The organism is Pedococcus soli (assembly GCF_054782575.1).
In genome coordinates this window covers 414,113-429,012 of the sequence record NZ_BAAGSF010000001.1, presented here as the reverse complement: position 1 = coordinate 429,012, position 14,900 = coordinate 414,113, and the positions used below count along the sequence as shown (strand labels likewise).

The following is a 14,900-nucleotide window of genomic DNA, read 5'->3' as shown; positions in this document are numbered from 1 at the left end:
CGACGACGACGCCCGCCCACCGAGGAGCTCCCGTGGCACGCAAGTACAAGGGAATCGACCACCTGACACCCGTCGACCGGGTGGTGGTCGGCCTGATGATCGCGGTTCCGACGCTGTTGGTGCTGTGGCTGGTCTGGGTGCCGGCGATCGGGTCGGTCCTGCTGTCCTTCACGAACTGGGACGGGATCGGCCCGATCTCCTCGGCGAAGAACGTCGGCCTGAAGAATTACACGGACGTCCTGACGATCTACCCGCCGTTCGTCCCGGCGCTGCAGCACAACCTGATCTGGCTCGCGGTGATGTTCCTCATCGCGACCCCGATCGGGATGTTCCTCGCCGTCCTGCTCGACCGGGAGGTACGTGGCTCGCGGGTCTACCAGACCGCCATCTACCTCCCGGTCGTGCTGTCCCTCGCCCTGGTCGGCTTCATCTGGCAGCTCATCTACAGCCGCGACCAGGGCCTGATCAACAGCGTCACGGGCAGCAGCATCGACTGGTACGGCGACCAGCGGTACAACCTCTGGGCCGCCCTGATCGCGTCGAGCTGGCGACACGTCGGCTACATCATGCTGCTCTACCTGGCCGGGCTGAAGGGCGTCGACCCGACGCTGCGCGAGGCCGCCAAGGTGGACGGCGCCAGTGAGCGCCAGACCTTCTTCAGGGTCGTCTTTCCGGTGATGTTCCCGATCAACATCATCGTCCTGGTCGTGACCGTGATCGAGTCGCTGCGGGCCTTCGACCTCGTGTGGGTCATCAACAAGGGGCGCAACGGGCTCGAGCTCATCTCGACCCTGGTGACGAGCAACATCGTCGGTGAGGCCAGCCGGATCGGCTTCGGCTCGGCACTGGCCACCTTCATGCTCGTCATCTCCTCGATCTTCATCGTCATCTATCTACGCATCGTCATGAGGGAGCAGCGATGACTGCCGGAAGCGACCTTCCACTGGTCTCGGTCCCCAGGTCCAAGAACCCGCTCGCCAGCCGGCGGGCCGAGTCGAGCGGGGCGAAGAAGCAGCGCAACCGTGGCATCCAGGTGTTCCTGGCCATCGTCGCCCTGGTGTGGATCTTCCCCGTCGGCTACGCCCTGCTGGGCAGCTTCCGTGACTACGCGTACACCGCGAAGAACGGGTACATGTCCTTCGGCGGGTTCACCCTCGACAACTACAAGAACGCCTGGCAGCAGGCCAACTTCTCCCACACGATGCTCAACTCCGCCTACATCACCATCCCGGCGGTGCTGCTGACGCTGTTCCTGTCGTGCTGCGTGGCCTTCGTCGTGTCGCGCTTCTCGTTCAAGTTCAACCTCGCGCTGCTCGGCATGTTCACCGCGGCCAACCTGCTTCCCCCGCAGGCCCTGCTCATCCCGGTCTACCGGATGTTCCGCGCCATCGAGGTGCCCTTCTGGTTCAGCGACTCGGGCACCCTGCTCAACTCCTACTGGGGCCTGATCCTCGTCAACGTCGCGTTCCAGACCGGCTTCTGCGCCTTCGTCCTCTCGAACTACATGAAGACGCTGCCGCGCGAGCTCTACGAGTCGGCCGTGATCGACGGAGCCGGAGTCCTGCGCCAGTTCTTCACGCTGACCCTGCCGTTGTGCCGGCCGCCGCTCGCAGCGCTGGCGACCCTCGAGGTCACCTGGATCTACAACGAGTTCTTCTGGGCGACGGTGCTGCTCCAGTCCGGCGACAAGTTCCCCGTGACGAGCTCGATCAACAACCTGCGTGGCCAGTTCTTCACCGACAACAACCTCGTGGCGGCCGGGTCGGTCGTGATCGCCCTGCCCACCCTCCTCGTGTTCTTCCTCCTGCAGAAGCAGTTCGTCGCAGGCCTCACCCTGGGAGCCACCAAGGGATGACCATCCCCACCACCACCCTCCGGTCCGCAGGCACCTGCCTGGTCATCGAGCTCCCCGAGGGCGCGCTCCCCCGTGTGCTGCACTGGGGGAGCGAGCTCCCCGACGGGGTGGCCGGCCAGCTGGCCGCCGTCACCACCGGCCCCGTGGCCCACAACGCCCTCGACGAACCGTGGCCCCTCACCGTGCTCCCCACGGGCGGCGACGGCTGGCTCGGCACCCCGGCGTATGCCGCACACCGTGCGGGTGGTTCGGCCGCCCCCCGCTGGGTGGTCACGACCGAGCAGGACGGCGAGCGCTCGCTCACCGTGACGGCGGTCGACGGCCCCACTCGAGTGCGGGGCACGTGGTCCCTGGACGAGCACGGTGTGCTCCGGGTGTCGAGCTCGGTGACGAACGTCGGGGAGGGGAGCGATGCCGCCACCCCCCTCGACCTCGGCGCGTTGCGCGCCATCCTGCCGCTGCCCAGCAGGGCCACCGAGGTCCTGGACCTCACCGGTCGCTGGTGCCGAGAGCGCTCACCGCAGCGCTCGACCCTGCAGGACGGGACCCACCTGCGTGCCTCACGCCGCGGTCGTACCGGCCACGACGCGACCCTGCTGCTCACCGTCGGCACGCCCGGCTTCGGCTTCCGCACCGGCGAGGTCTGGTCGGTCCACGTCGCCTGGAGCGGCAACCACGAGCACCTGGTCGAGCGGCTGCCCGAGGGGGCGGGCGTCCACTCCGGCGTCCTGGGTGGCGGCGAGCTGCTCGAACCCGGCGAGGTGCGTCTCGCCGCGGGGGAGACCTACACGGCGCCCGACGTCGTCTTCGTGCACTCTGCCGACGGCCTGGACGGGATCTCGCGCCGCCTGCACCGTCGCCAGCGCGCGACCGCACTGCACACCAACGAACCCCGGCCCCTGGTCCTCAACACCTGGGAGGCCGTCTACTTCGACCACGACCTCGACCGCCTCAAGGCCCTGGCCGACACCGCCGCCTCCATCGGCGTCGAGCGCTTCGTGCTCGACGACGGCTGGTTCGGCAGCCGTCGCGACGACCACAGCGGGCTCGGCGACTGGGTGGTGTCCACCGACATGTGGCCGCAAGGTCTCGCGCCGATCGTCGACCACGTCAAGGGCCTCGGGCTGGAGTTCGGCCTCTGGTTCGAGCCGGAGATGGTCAACGTCGACTCCGACGTCGTCAGGGCACACCCCGACTGGGTTCTGGGGCCGCGCGCCGGCCTTCCGCGCCCGTCACGGCACCAGCACGTCCTCGACCTCGCGAACCCCGACGCAGCGGCGCACGTCGAGGGCCAGATCAGCGCCCTGGTCTCGGAGCTCGGGATCGACTTCATCAAGTGGGACCACAACCGCGACCTGCACGAGGCCGTGCGGTCCGACGCCACGGGCACCGACCGCCCTGCCGTCCACCTGCAGACCGAGGCGTTCTACGCCCTGCTCGACCGGCTGCGCGCCACCCACCCCGACCTCGAGATCGAGTCCTGCTCCAGCGGTGGTGCCCGCGTCGACCTCGGCGTCCTCGCCCGGAGCGACCGCATCTGGACCAGCGACTGCAACGACGCCCTCGAGCGGGCTGCCATCCAGCGGTGGACCTCGTTGCTCGTGCCCGCCGAGCTCATGGGCACGCACGTCGGTCCGGCGACCGCCCACACGACGCACCGCACCCTGGACCTGTCGTTCCGCATGCTGCTGGCCCTGCAGGGCCACGCCGGGCTGGAGTGGGACATCACCACCTGCAGCCCGGAGGAGCTGGAGAGCCTGCGCGCCTGGTCCGCGCTGTACCGCGAGCTGCGCCCGCTGCTGCACACCGGCGACCTCGTGCGCGCCGACCTCCCCGAGGAGCAGGGCCTGCTCGTGACGGGGACCGTCTCCGCGGACGGTGGGCAGGCGGCATACAGCGTCGTGCGGACCGTCACCGGTCCAGCTGTCCGGCCGGGCCTGCTCACCCTCCCGGGGCTCGACCCCGACCGCACCTACACGGTGCGGGTACGGGCGGAGGCGGGCCTGCCCGCCGTCACCCAGGTGCGCGGTCCGCAGTGGTGGGAGCAGGCCCTCGGTGACGGGATCGGCGTCAGTGGCGCGGTCCTCGGGCGGGTCGGGTTGGCGCTCCCGGTGCTCGACCCCGTCCAGGGATTCCTGCTCCACCTCACCTGACACAATGGCGGGCATGTCTGCGTCCCCCGCTCCCGCTGCGCTGCCCCGGATCCTGTCCGGGATGCAGCCGACCAGTGACTCCCTGCACCTCGGCAACTACCTCGGGGCGCTGGTCAACTGGGTGAAGCTGCAGGACGAGTTCGACGCCTTCTACTTCGTCGCCGACCTCCACGCGCTGACCGTCCCCACCGACCCCGCGGTGCTGCGCCAGCGCACCCGCGTCACCGCGGCGCAGTTCCTCGCCGGTGGGGTCGACCCGAAGCGCTCCGCGGTCTTCTGCCAGAGCCACGTCACCGAGCACGCCGAGCTCGGCTGGGTGATGAACTGCCTCACCGCCGACGGCGAGGCCCGGCGGATGACCCAGTTCAAGGACAAGACGGCCAAGGGGCAGAACGCCAACGTCGGGCTGCTCACGTACCCCATGCTCATGGCGGCCGACATCCTCATGTACGACGCGGCCTACGTCCCGGTGGGGGAGGACCAGCGCCAGCACCTCGAGATCACCCGTGACCTCGCCGAGCGGTTCAACCACCGGTTCGGCGAGGCCCTGGTCGTGCCCGAGCCCTACATCGTCAAGGGCTCGGCCAAGATCATGGACCTGCAGGACCCCACCTCGAAGATGAGCAAGACGGGGTCCTCCCCGAAGGGCCTCATCGACCTCATGGAGGACCCGGCGCGGATCGCCAAGAACATCCGCTCCGCCGTCACCGACACCGACGCCGAGGTGCGCTACGACCCCGAGGCCAAGGCGGGGGTGTCCAACCTGCTCGTCATCCACTCGGTGCTCTCCGGCCAGTCCGTCGAGGACGTGGCCGCCTCGTTCGCGGGCCGTGGTTACGGCGACCTCAAGAAGGAGGTCGCGGACGTGGTGGTCGACGCGCTGACGCCGTTCCAGCAGCGGATGTCCGAGCTGCTCGACGACCCGGCCGAGCTCGACCGCATCCTCGCCGACGGCGCCGACCGCGCACGGGAGGTCGCCCGGACCACCATGGCGCGGGTCCGCGACCGAGTGGGTCTGCTCCCGAGCGTTCGATAGGGTCGATCAGTGCCCACCATTGGCGTCTCGATCGCCATCCCCTCGCCGTACGCGGAGATGCTCCAGGCCAAGCGGGCCTCGTTCGGTGACCCGCTCGCCGACTCGATCCCGACCCACGTCACGCTGCTGCCCCCGACCGGGGTCGGCGACGAGGAGCTCGCGGTCGCGGTGAAGCACCTCGAGGAGGTCGCCGCCGACAAGGAGTCCTTCCGGATGGTGCTGCGCGGCACCGGCACCTTCCGGCCGATCTCCCCGGTGGTCTTCGTCCAGGTGTCCGGCGGCCTGGCCGACTGCGAGCTCCTGGAGAAGGCCATCCGCCGCGGTCCGCTCGACCGGACCCTGGAGTTCCACTACCACCCGCACGTCACGGTGGCGCACCACGTGCCCGAGGAGGCCCTCGACCGGGCCTTCGGCGAGCTCTCCGACTTCGAGTGCGAGTTCGTCGTCGACCAGTTCCACCTCTACGAGCACGGCACCGACGGCGTATGGCGCCCGGTCCGCTCCTTCGCGTTGGGCGGCTGACGAGCGTGCAGACCCTCAAGCAGTGGTGGACCCGTCTGCAGGCCACCACCGCGTGGCAGGCGTGGAAGCGCTACGGCGACGCCCGGGGCAACGTCCTCGCCGGCGGGGTGGGCTACTTCGCCTTCTTCTCGATCTTCCCGGCGGTCGCCCTCGCGTTCACCATCGGCGGGATCGTGCTGCGCGACCGGCCCGACCTGCTCGACAACGTGCGGCAGTACGTCGACCAGACGCTCCCGGGGTTCGTGTACGACGAGCAGACCAAGAAGGGGATCATCCCGATCACGATCCCCGAGAAGAACGCCCTGACCATCACCGGCCTCGTCGGCCTGGCCGGCCTGGTGCTCGCTGGACTGGGGTGGCTCTCGGCGCTGCGTGACGGCATCCGCTCGGTCTTCGGCGTCCCCGGCGAGCCGGGCAACCCGATCATGCTCAAGCTTCGCGACCTCGGCGTCATGGTCGTCCTCGGGCTGGGCGTGCTGGTCTCGGCAGCCGTGACCGTCGTCGCCGGGGGGATCACCCACACGGTGTCGTCGTGGATCGGCCTGGGGTCGCAGACGTGGATCGTCGGCGTCGTCGGGTTCCTCATCGGGGTCGTGCTCGACACCGGTCTGGTCGCGCTCATGCTGCGGGTCCTCAGCGGGGTCGCCATGCCGTGGCCCGCGCTGCGCAACGGCGCCCTGTTCGGGGGCATCGGCCTGACCGTGCTCAAGGTCGCCGGGTCACGGCTCATCGCCGGGACCACGAACAACCCGCTCTTCGCCTCGATCGCCCTCGTCGTCGGCCTGCTCCTGTGGCTCAACATCATCTCGCGCGTCATGCTCGTCGCCGCCGCGTGGGCCGCCAACGACGTCGACCACGCGACCGAGGGGCTCACCACGGCGCAGAAGGACAAGCTCACCGAGGGCCCTGCGCCGGAGCCGGTGGACAGCGTCCGGGAGCGTACCGATGCGGGGTTGCCGACCTTCGGGCAGCGCGCCGCGGACCGGACGTCCGTGGCAGCCGGTGCGGTGCTCGGCGCGGTCGGTGCGGTCGCGGTCGGGTCGCTCGGTCGCGGCATACGGGCGCTCGTCCGCCGCCGCTGACCGAGCCGGGGTCCACCCCGTCACGGTGGTCAGCCGGCGTCGCTCACGCCGGGGTGGGCTGACGCCGTCGGTGCAGGCGGCCCCACAGGGCTCGCTGGGCGAGCAGGGTCAGCACGCCGGCGACGGTCATGCCGAGCAGGTTGATGCCGAGCTGGGCCGCGGCGCCGCCGAGCTGGCTCCACGCCCCGGTGGCCAGCGCCACGGAGAAGTCGCCCGCGGCGGGAACCGTCGTCACCGAGATGAACACCCCGACGAGCGCGTTGCTGCGCCCGGCCGTCGTCGAGAGCACCCCGGCCGCACCGGCCAGCACCGCCACCACGACCGACCAGTGGTCGGGGCGCCAGATGAAGCCGGTCAGCGGGCGCGGCGCGGCCACCGTCGACGCGTCGAACCAGCCGACGGCCACCGCGAGGAGCGACAGCAGGGTGGTCACGGCGATGGCCAGGGCGAACCCGCGCACGAGCAGGCCCATGGCGCGGAGCGACAGCCGGGGCCGGCCGAGGGCGAGCCCGACCGCCAGGGCGGCCACCGCGCTGAACTCCGGCCCCACGACCATGGCCCCCACGACGAGGATCGCCGAGTCGGTGACCACGGCGACCGACGCGATCAGCGTGGCGAGGCAGAGGAAGGCGTAGTACGACCACGACCCGTGCGACTGTCCCTCCGCGCCGTCCAGCACGGCGTCCCACACGACGGCGTCGTCGGGCGCACCCGGTGCGTGGCGTTCGGCCGCGACGGCGTTGCGCGAGGGAGCTGCCTCGATGGTGAGGATGGTGATGCCGCCCCGGTCGTGCAACCCGAGGTCGCGCAACCGGCCGAGCACCGCGTCGGTGGCCTCGCGGGCGATGTCGGCCTCCACGAGGTCGCCCACGGGCTTGAGGCTGCCGCCGCGCGTGACTGCAAGGTTGCAGACGGCGTCGTCGGGTTCGAGGACGGCCAGGACCTGTTCGGACAGGTCGCCCGGGACGGCGAGGCGCAGGTGCAGCACGTCAGTGGCGGGCGTCGCGGCGGCGGCGTGCCGAGGCTGCCCGCGAGCCCAGCCACAGCAGGAGCCCCGCGATGACCGCGAGGGTGCCGATGCCGACCCAGGGTGCGGACGTGTGGTCGATCCCTCGGGGGAGGGCAGCCGCGGCGGCGGTGGCGCGCGACGCCTGGTCCTGCGGGGCGTCGAGGGGAGCCACCGTCGAGTTGTCCTTCAGCGGCGGGAGCCGTGGAGGGGCGGTCACCGTGCCCGGCGCGACGAGGGTGCCGACGGGGCGCGCCCTGGAGCCGTACCGGAACGCCCAGTCGTACATCGCGGCCTGCGGTCGCCAGGACCCGTCGAGGCCGTACATCTCGGTCAGCAGGTAGGTCTTCCCACCCCGGGTGACCGCCGAGATGAAGGTGCGGTGGGCCGCCACGGTGTAGCCGTTCTTGATGCCGATCGTGCCGTCGTAGTTGTAGAGCAGCTTGTTGTGGTTGTTGATGACGTAGGTTGCACGCTTCTTGGTCTTCGGGTCGGTGCGTCCCGGGAACTGCGCCTGCTTGGTCGTGACGTAGCGGCGGAACTCGGGGAGCTGCATCGCGGCCCGCCCGATCAGGGCCAGGTCGTAGGCGCTGGACGTCTGGCCGCGGACATCGAGCCCGGACGGGTCCTTGGCCACCGTGTCGTGGGCGCCGAGGTAGCGCGCCTTGGCGTTCATCGCCGCCAGCGTCGCGGCCCGCCCGCCCCCGGCCCCGGCGAGGGCGTAGGCCGCGTCGTTGCCGGAGGACATGAGCAGCGCCTCGAAGAGCTGGCGCGAGGTGTAGGTCGCACCCGGCACGATCCCGACGCGGGTGCCGTCGGCGTTCGCGTCGGCAGCGGTGGCCGTGATCACCCGGTCCGGCCCGACCTTGGGGATCAGCGTCAGGGCGGTCAGGGTCTTCAGGGTGCTGGCCGGCAGGAGGCGGGCGTGCGGGGCCTTGGCGGCGACGACCTCACCGGTGTCCATGTCGGCGAGCAGCCAGGCGACGTTCTTGAGCGCCGGGGGAGCAGGCACCCCGGCAGGGAGGTCGGTGACCAGACCGGTGCTGGCCAGCCTGGGCCCACCGATCGACAGCTCGGGACGCACCGTCGCCCTGGGGACCGGGAGCTTCGGGAGGCTGGGTGAGGGCTTGGGCTTCGCCGCGGCGACCTGCGCCGACGTGAGCCGGCCCTGGGACGCCGGGGCGCTGGCCGGCGCTCCGGCGACGGCGGGCGCGGTGGGTCCGAACACGACGGCGCCGCCGACCGCCAGCACGAGGCTGGCAGCGGCGGCGGACGCACGTCGTCGGGGCACGCGAAGAGTGTGCCCTAGAACCTGCTCGTGAGCAGTGCCCTCTTGACCTCTTGGATCGCCTGGGTCACCTGGATGCCGCGCGGGCAGGCGTCGGTGCAGTTGAAGGTCGTGCGGCAGCGCCACACGCCCTCCTTGTCGTTGAGGATCTCCAGGCGCTGGCTGCCACCCTCGTCACGGCTGTCGAAGATGAAGCGGTGGGCGTTGACGATCGCGGCCGGGCCGAAGTACTGGCCGTCGTTCCAGAAGACGGGGCAGCTCGTCGTGCACGCGGCACACAGGATGCACTTGGTCGTGTCGTCGAACCGGTCGCGGTCCTTCTGGCTCTGGATGCGCTCGCGGGTCGGCTCGTTGCCCGTGGTCACGAGGAACGGCATGACCTCGCGGTAGGCGTCGAAGAACGGCTCCATGTCGACGATGAGGTCCTTCTCGAGCGGAAGACCCTTGATCGCCTCGACCGTGATCGGCTTGTCGGGGTTGACGTCCTTGATGAGCGTCTTGCAGGCGAGCCGGTTCTTGCCGTTGATGCGCATGGCGTCCGAGCCGCACACGCCGTGCGCGCACGAACGCCGGAAGCTCAGGGAGCCGTCCTGCTCCCACTTGATCTGGTGCAGGGCGTCGAGCACGCGGTCGGTCGCGTGCGCGGTGACCTGGTAGTCCTCGAAGTGCGGCTCGGTGTCGGCCTCGGGGTTGTAGCGCGCGACGCGGATGGTCACGGTGAAGGTCGGCACGGCGCCGACCTTGCCCTCGGTCTTCTCTTCGACAGTGGCAGTCATCAGTACTTGCGCTCCATCGGCTGGTAGCGGGTCACGGTCACGGGCTTGTAGTCGAGGCGCACCTCGTCCGAGAACAGCGGGCTGTCCGCCCCGAAGCCCTCGCCGGCGACGGGCGCGCGGTAGGCCATCGTGTGCCGCATGAAGTTGACGTCGTCGCGGGCCTCGTAGTCCTCACGGAAGTGACCGCCGCGGGACTCCTTGCGGGCCAGGGCGCCGATCGTGATGACCTCGGCCAGCTCGATGAGGAAGCCGAGCTCGACGGCCTCGAGCAGGTCGGTGTTGTAGCGCTTGCCCTTGTCCTGCACCACGACGTTCGCGTAGCGCTCCTTGAGCTCCTCGATCACGCCGAGGGCCTCCTTCATGGAGGCCTCCGTGCGGAACACCTGGACGTTGCGGTCCATGGTCTCCTGCAGCTCCTTGCGGAGGTCGGCGACCCGCTCCCCGGTGGCCCTGCCGCGGATGCCCTCGACCATGCCGTCGACCAGCGAGGAGGGGTTGGCCGGCAGCTCCACGAACGCGGCGTTCGCGGCATACTCCGCGGCGGCGATGCCGGCGCGGCGGCCGAACACGTTGATGTCGAGCAGGCTGTTGGTGCCCAGGCGGTTGGAGCCGTGCACCGACACGCAGGCGACCTCGCCGGCGGCGTACAGCCCGGGGACGACGTCGGTGTTGTTGCGCAGCACCTCGGTCTCGACGTTCGTCGGCACCCCGCCCATCGCGTAGTGCGCGGTCGGGTAGACCGGCACCGGCTCGGTGTACGGCTCGACGCCGAGGTAGGTGCGGGCGAACTCGGTGATGTCGGGGAGCTTGGCGTCGATGTGGGCCGGCTCGAGGTGGGTGAGGTCGAGCAGGACGTAGTCCTTGTTCGGTCCGGCGCCGCGGCCCTCGCGCACCTCGTTGGCCATCGAGCGGGCGACGATGTCGCGCGGCGCGAGGTCCTTGATGGTGGGGGCGTAGCGCTCCATGAAGCGCTCGCCGTCGGCGTTGCGCAGGATGCCGCCCTCGCCGCGAGCGGCTTCCGAGAGCAGGATGCCGAGGCCGGCCAGGCCTGTCGGGTGGAACTGGAAGAACTCCATGTCCTCCAACGGGATCCCGCGGCGGAAGGCCACACCCATGCCGTCGCCGGTGAGGGTGTGGGCGTTCGAGGTGGTCTTGAAGACCTTGCCGGTGCCGCCCGTGGCGAACACGATCGACTTGGCCTGGAAGACGTGGATCTCGCCGGTGGACAGCTCGTACGCCACGACGCCGGCAGCACGCTCGACGCCGTCCGCGCCAGTGTTCATGAGCAGGTCGAGGACGTAGAACTCGTTGAAGAACTCGACGCCCTGCTTGACGCAGTTCTGGTAGAGGGTCTGCAGGATCATGTGACCCGTGCGGTCGGCGGCGAAGCACGAACGGCGCACCGCGGCCTCACCGTGGTTGCGGGTGTGGCCCCCGAACCGGCGCTGGTCGATCTTGCCCTCGGGCGTGCGGTTGAACGGCAGGCCCATCTTCTCGAGGTCGATGACCGCGTCGATGGCCTCGCGGCACATGATCTCGGCCGCGTCCTGGTCGACGAGGTAGTCGCCGCCCTTGACGGTGTCGAAGGTGTGCCACTCCCAGTTGTCCTCCTCGACGTTGGCGAGGGCGGCGCACATGCCGCCCTGGGCCGCGCCGGTGTGGGACCGCGTCGGGTAGAGCTTGGTGAGCACCGCGGTGCGGGTGCGCGTCGAGGACTCGAGGGCCGCGCGCATCCCGGCGCCGCCGGCACCGACGATGACGACGTCGTACTTGTGCGTCTGCATCAGGATTGGTTCCTTCGGTGTTGCGGGGTCATCGTGCCGTGCACACGGACAGGGTGGACGACGGGTCGAGGCACGGGTCGAACGTGAAGATGACCAGCGTGCCGAGGACCAGGACGAGCAGGGCGCTCGCGACCAGCAGCCCCTTGAGGATCCAGCGGGTGCGGTCCTTCTCGGTGTAGTCGTTGATGATCGTGCGGACCCCGTTGAAGCCGTGCAGCTCCGCGAGCCACAGCATCAGCATGTCCCAGGTCTGCCAGAACGGGCTGGCCCACTTGCCGGCGACGAACGCGAAGTCGACGCCGTGGATGCCTTCGCCCAGCATGAGGTTGACGAAGAGGTGCCCGAAGACCAGGACGAGCAGCAGGACGCCGCTGGCACGCATGAAGACCCAGGACCACAGCTCGAAGTTGCCCCGGCCCTTGGAGACGCGGCGGTAGCGCGACGTCTTCGCGGAGACCGCGTCAGGACCGGCGTGGTAGTTGGTGGTGGTGCTCATGATCCGCCCTCTCAGTGCGTGAAGACGATGGTCAGGTGGCGGATCGCGAACGGCGCGAAGAGCACCACGAACCCGACGAGGACGGCCCAGAACATCTGCTTCTGGTACCTGGGGCCCTTGGCCCAGAAGTCCACCGCGATGATCCGCAGGCCGTTGAGCGCGTGGAAGATCACCGCCGCCACGAGGCCGGCCTCGGCGAGCCCCACGACGGGGTTCTTGTAGGCGTCCATGACCTCGTTGTAGGCCTCCGGGGAGACCCGGACCAGCGCCGTGTCGAGCACGTGCGCGAAGAGGAAGAGGAAGATCAGTACGCCGCTGATGCGGTGGGCCACCCACGTCCACATGCCTTCACGGCCGCGGTAGAGGGTCCCGTTGGCTGCCTGCGCCACTGCGCGTCCCTTTCGAAGCAGAGTTGTCACGGCAGCTGCACCAGAACATGGCTGGGCCTGGCTGTCCGTACGTCGACCGTCAGGTTATCCGTACGTGCAGGTGGAGCGCGCACGGCCCTGCTGTGAGAAACCAGACAGGAGGGGTTACCGGCGGGTACCCGACGACCCCTGCGAGGTGGTCAGGCGGCGGGGACCGCAGCCCGGTGGACCGACTCGTACTGGCCGACCAGCTCGTCGGTGAGGGCGGACCACGACCGGCCCGCGACCCGGAGCCGGCCGGCGGCTCCCATCGCCTCGCGCTTGGTCCGGTCACCGGCGAGGTGGGCGACCGCCTCCCGCAGCGCTGCAGGGTCGTCGGGGTCGAAGAGCAGGCCGGTGCGGCTGTGGTCGACCAGGTCCAGCGGTCCACCCCGTGCCGGTGCGACGACCGGCAGGCTGGTCGCGGCCGCCTCCTGGAGGGTCTGCCCGAAGGTCTCCCTGGTCCCCGTGTGGGCGAACACGTCCAACGCGGCATACGCCCTCGCCAGGTCGTCCCCCTCGCGCCGCCCGAGGAGGACGACATCGAGGCCGGCGGCCCCGAGCAGGGCCGAGTCGTCCGCGCGGCTCGGCCCGTCGCCGACGATGACGACCCGCACCCCCGGGAGCCCGGCGAGGGAGGCGAACCGGTGCAGCTCCTTCTCGGGTGCCAGCCGACCGACGTAACCCACGAGCACCTCACCATTGGGGGCGAGGCTGCGGCGCAGGGCGCGGGTGCCGGCGTCGGTGCGCCACTCCGGGCGGAACGTCGCCGCGTCCACGCCGCGCGCCCAGCCCCGCACCCTCGGTATGCCGTGCGCCTCCAGCTCGGCGAGCGCCGCCGACGAGGGGGCCAGGGTCAGGTCGGCGAGCTCGTGGACCCGTCGCACCCAGCGCCAGGCAGCGGTCGCCGCACCGCGCCCGAGCGCGCGGGGGGCGTGCTGGCCGAGGTAGCTGGGCATGTCGGTCTGGTAGACCGCGACCGAGGGGACGCCCAGCCTGGCCGCCGCGCCGAGCGCGCTGGCGCCGAGGACGAACGGCGAGGCGACGTGGACCACGTCCGGGGCGAAGCGGCGCAGCAGGGCCTCGACCTCGCCGGTCGGCAGTCCGACGGGGAACTGCCGGACGGGGACGGAGGCCACGGCGTGCACGGGGTACCCGGCCCAGCTCGACGGTGCCGGCCGAGGGGCGATGACCACGACCTCGTGCCCGCCGTCGCGCAGGCACTCGAGCACCCGGCAGACGCTGGTCGTGACGCCGTTGAGGTTCGGCAGGAACGACTCGGTGACGATGGCGATGCGCACACCACCAGCGTGCGGACCGCGGGTGAGGGGACGGCGACGCCCGGGGGTGTGTCAGGTGAGCGCAGGGTGATCACCAGGGGCCGTTGTGGCCGTGGGCTAGCGTTCGCGCCATGTCGAACGAGCACTTCTGGGCCGTCATCCCGGCAGGCGGGGCAGGGACGAGGCTCTGGCCGTTGTCGCGCGCCGGGTCGCCCAAGTTCCTGCACGACCTCACGGGCACCGGGCGCTCGCTGCTGCAGGCCACCTGGGACCGGTTGGAGCCGTTGACCGGTCCGCAGGTGCTCGTCGTCACCGGGGTGGCGCACGCCGAGGCCGTGGCTCGCCAGCTGCCGGGGCTGCCCGCCGACCAGCTGCTCGCCGAACCCTCGCCGCGCGACTCGATGGCCGCCATCGGCTGGGCCGCAGCGGTGCTCGAGGCCCGGGACCCGGAGGCGGTCCTCGGCTCGTTCGCCGCCGACCACGTCATCGGTGACGAGGCGCAGTTCCGCGAGTGCGTCTCCGCGGCCGTGGACGCCGCGGCCGACGGTCATGTCGTGACCATCGGCATCGAGCCCACCCATGCCGCAACGGGTTTCGGCTACGTCGAGCTGGGTGAGGTGCTCGGTGACGGCCCGGCGCATGCGGTGGCGCAGTTCGTGGAGAAGCCGGACCGCGAGCGGGCGGAGGCCTACCTCGCCACCGGCCGGTTCCGCTGGAACGCCGGCATGTTCGTCGTCCGGGCCTCGGTGCTGCTCGACCTCCTCGGCCGGTGGCACCCTGAGCTGGCTGCCGGTCTGCGCACCCTGGCCGCAGACCCCTCCCGCCTCGAAGAGGTCTGGCCGGGCCTGGAGAAGATCGCCATCGACCACGCCGTCGCCGAGCCTGCTGCCGCCGAGGGTCGGGTCGCCGTGGTGCCCGGGGGGTTCGGCTGGGACGACGTGGGCGACTTCGCGTCCCTCGGCTCGCTGCTCACGGATGCCGACGGCCTGCCGGGGGTTCGCGTGCTCGGGGACGCCGAGCGCGTGCGCGTCCTCGACTCGACCGGTGTCGTGGTGCCGGGGACGGACCGGGTCGTCGCGCTCGTCGGCATCGACGACGTCGTGGTCGTCGACACCCCGGATGCGCTGCTCGTCATGTCTCGCGAACGAGCCCAGGACGTCAAGGGCGTCGTCGACGCCCTCAAGGCGCAGGGCCGCACCGACCTCACCTAGGAGT

The 14,900-nt window shown here is 70.7% G+C and carries 14 protein-coding genes; 7 read left to right on the top strand and 7 right to left on the bottom strand.

Going from position 1 to position 14,900, the window contains the following annotated elements; genetic code table 11:
• Positions 1-32: 32 nt before the first annotated feature.
• The 6 genes from ACYVKF_RS01865 to ACYVKF_RS01840 are packed head-to-tail and all read left to right on the top strand — an operon-like array spanning position 33 to position 6,648.
• Positions 33-923: a carbohydrate ABC transporter permease gene (locus tag ACYVKF_RS01865; protein WP_235529116.1), complete on the top strand. Its 891-nt coding sequence runs from the start codon at positions 33-35 to the stop codon at positions 921-923.
• On the top strand, positions 920-1,855 hold the full coding sequence (locus ACYVKF_RS01860; RefSeq protein WP_082552997.1) for a carbohydrate ABC transporter permease: 936 nt from the start codon (positions 920-922) through the stop codon (positions 1,853-1,855). The genes ACYVKF_RS01865 and ACYVKF_RS01860 overlap by 4 nt, the downstream gene beginning before the upstream one ends.
• The gene (locus ACYVKF_RS01855; protein WP_460964435.1) at positions 1,852-4,008 is read left to right on the top strand and encodes an alpha-galactosidase; all 2,157 of its coding nucleotides are present in this window, start codon (positions 1,852-1,854) and stop codon (positions 4,006-4,008) included. Before ACYVKF_RS01860 ends, ACYVKF_RS01855 begins: the two co-directional genes overlap by 4 nt.
• A 4-nt stretch (positions 4,009-4,012) precedes the next feature.
• Positions 4,013-5,044, top strand: a complete 1,032-nt coding sequence (gene trpS / locus ACYVKF_RS01850; RefSeq protein ID WP_056916733.1) for a tryptophan--tRNA ligase — start codon at positions 4,013-4,015, stop codon at positions 5,042-5,044.
• A gap of 9 nt (positions 5,045-5,053) precedes the next feature.
• On the top strand, positions 5,054-5,566 hold the full coding sequence (locus ACYVKF_RS01845; protein ID WP_460964432.1) for a 2'-5' RNA ligase family protein: 513 nt from the start codon (positions 5,054-5,056) through the stop codon (positions 5,564-5,566).
• A 5-nt stretch (positions 5,567-5,571) separates the two neighbouring features.
• Positions 5,572-6,648, top strand: a complete 1,077-nt coding sequence (locus ACYVKF_RS01840) for a YihY/virulence factor BrkB family protein (protein WP_460964430.1) — start codon at positions 5,572-5,574, stop codon at positions 6,646-6,648.
• A 43-nt stretch (positions 6,649-6,691) separates the two neighbouring features.
• On the opposite strand, the gene ACYVKF_RS01835 is transcribed toward ACYVKF_RS01840, so the two are convergent.
• From ACYVKF_RS01835 to ACYVKF_RS01805, 7 genes are all read right to left on the bottom strand, one after another.
• Positions 6,692-7,636, bottom strand: a complete 945-nt coding sequence (locus ACYVKF_RS01835) for a DUF389 domain-containing protein (RefSeq protein WP_056916736.1) — start codon at positions 7,634-7,636, stop codon at positions 6,692-6,694.
• A 1-nt stretch (position 7,637) separates the two neighbouring features.
• Positions 7,638-8,945 carry a D-alanyl-D-alanine carboxypeptidase family protein gene (locus ACYVKF_RS01830; RefSeq protein ID WP_460964427.1) on the bottom strand — a complete coding sequence of 436 codons (1,308 nt, stop codon included), beginning with the start codon at positions 8,943-8,945 and terminating at the stop codon, positions 7,638-7,640.
• Between the two features lie 14 nt (positions 8,946-8,959).
• Complete coding sequence (locus ACYVKF_RS01825) at positions 8,960-9,718, bottom strand: succinate dehydrogenase iron-sulfur subunit (RefSeq protein WP_056916738.1); 759 nt, start codon at positions 9,716-9,718, stop codon at positions 8,960-8,962.
• Positions 9,718-11,502 (bottom strand): succinate dehydrogenase flavoprotein subunit, encoded by a 1,785-nt coding sequence (sdhA, locus tag ACYVKF_RS01820; RefSeq protein WP_056916739.1) that lies wholly within the window; start codon positions 11,500-11,502, stop codon positions 9,718-9,720. The genes ACYVKF_RS01825 and sdhA overlap by 1 nt, the downstream gene beginning before the upstream one ends.
• Positions 11,503-11,530: 28 nt before the next feature.
• Positions 11,531-11,998: a succinate dehydrogenase hydrophobic membrane anchor subunit gene (locus tag ACYVKF_RS01815; protein ID WP_056916740.1), complete on the bottom strand. Its 468-nt coding sequence runs from the start codon at positions 11,996-11,998 to the stop codon at positions 11,531-11,533.
• An 11-nt stretch (positions 11,999-12,009) separates the two neighbouring features.
• Positions 12,010-12,387: a succinate dehydrogenase, cytochrome b556 subunit gene (sdhC, locus tag ACYVKF_RS01810; RefSeq protein ID WP_157598378.1), complete on the bottom strand. Its 378-nt coding sequence runs from the start codon at positions 12,385-12,387 to the stop codon at positions 12,010-12,012.
• A 179-nt stretch (positions 12,388-12,566) separates the two neighbouring features.
• Positions 12,567-13,706, bottom strand: coding sequence for a glycosyltransferase family 4 protein (locus ACYVKF_RS01805; RefSeq protein ID WP_460964424.1), 1,140 nt, complete (start codon positions 13,704-13,706; stop codon positions 12,567-12,569).
• A 110-nt stretch (positions 13,707-13,816) separates the two neighbouring features.
• Here ACYVKF_RS01805 and ACYVKF_RS01800 point away from each other — a divergent pair, with 110 nt between their 5' ends.
• Positions 13,817-14,896 carry a mannose-1-phosphate guanylyltransferase gene (locus ACYVKF_RS01800; RefSeq protein ID WP_056916742.1) on the top strand — a complete coding sequence of 360 codons (1,080 nt, stop codon included), beginning with the start codon at positions 13,817-13,819 and terminating at the stop codon, positions 14,894-14,896.
• Positions 14,897-14,900: the final 4 nt, after the last annotated feature.

What these genes read in the sequence shown, in the direction of transcription:
- ACYVKF_RS01860 (WP_082552997.1), top strand. Translation starts at nt 920, where the DNA reads ATGACTGCCGGAAGCGACCTTCCACTGGTCTCGGTCCCCAGGTCCAAG.
- ACYVKF_RS01855 (WP_460964435.1), top strand. Translation starts at nt 1,852, where the DNA reads ATGACCATCCCCACCACCACCCTCCGGTCCGCAGGCACCTGCCTGGTC.
- trpS (WP_056916733.1), top strand. Translation starts at nt 4,013, where the DNA reads ATGGCGGGCATGTCTGCGTCCCCCGCTCCCGCTGCGCTGCCCCGGATC.
- ACYVKF_RS01825 (WP_056916738.1), bottom strand. Translation starts at nt 9,718, where the DNA reads ATGACTGCCACTGTCGAAGAGAAGACCGAGGGCAAGGTCGGCGCCGTG.
- sdhA (WP_056916739.1), bottom strand. Translation starts at nt 11,502, where the DNA reads ATGCAGACGCACAAGTACGACGTCGTCATCGTCGGTGCCGGCGGCGCC.
- ACYVKF_RS01815 (WP_056916740.1), bottom strand. Translation starts at nt 11,998, where the DNA reads ATGAGCACCACCACCAACTACCACGCCGGTCCTGACGCGGTCTCCGCG.
- ACYVKF_RS01800 (WP_056916742.1), top strand. Translation starts at nt 13,817, where the DNA reads ATGTCGAACGAGCACTTCTGGGCCGTCATCCCGGCAGGCGGGGCAGGG.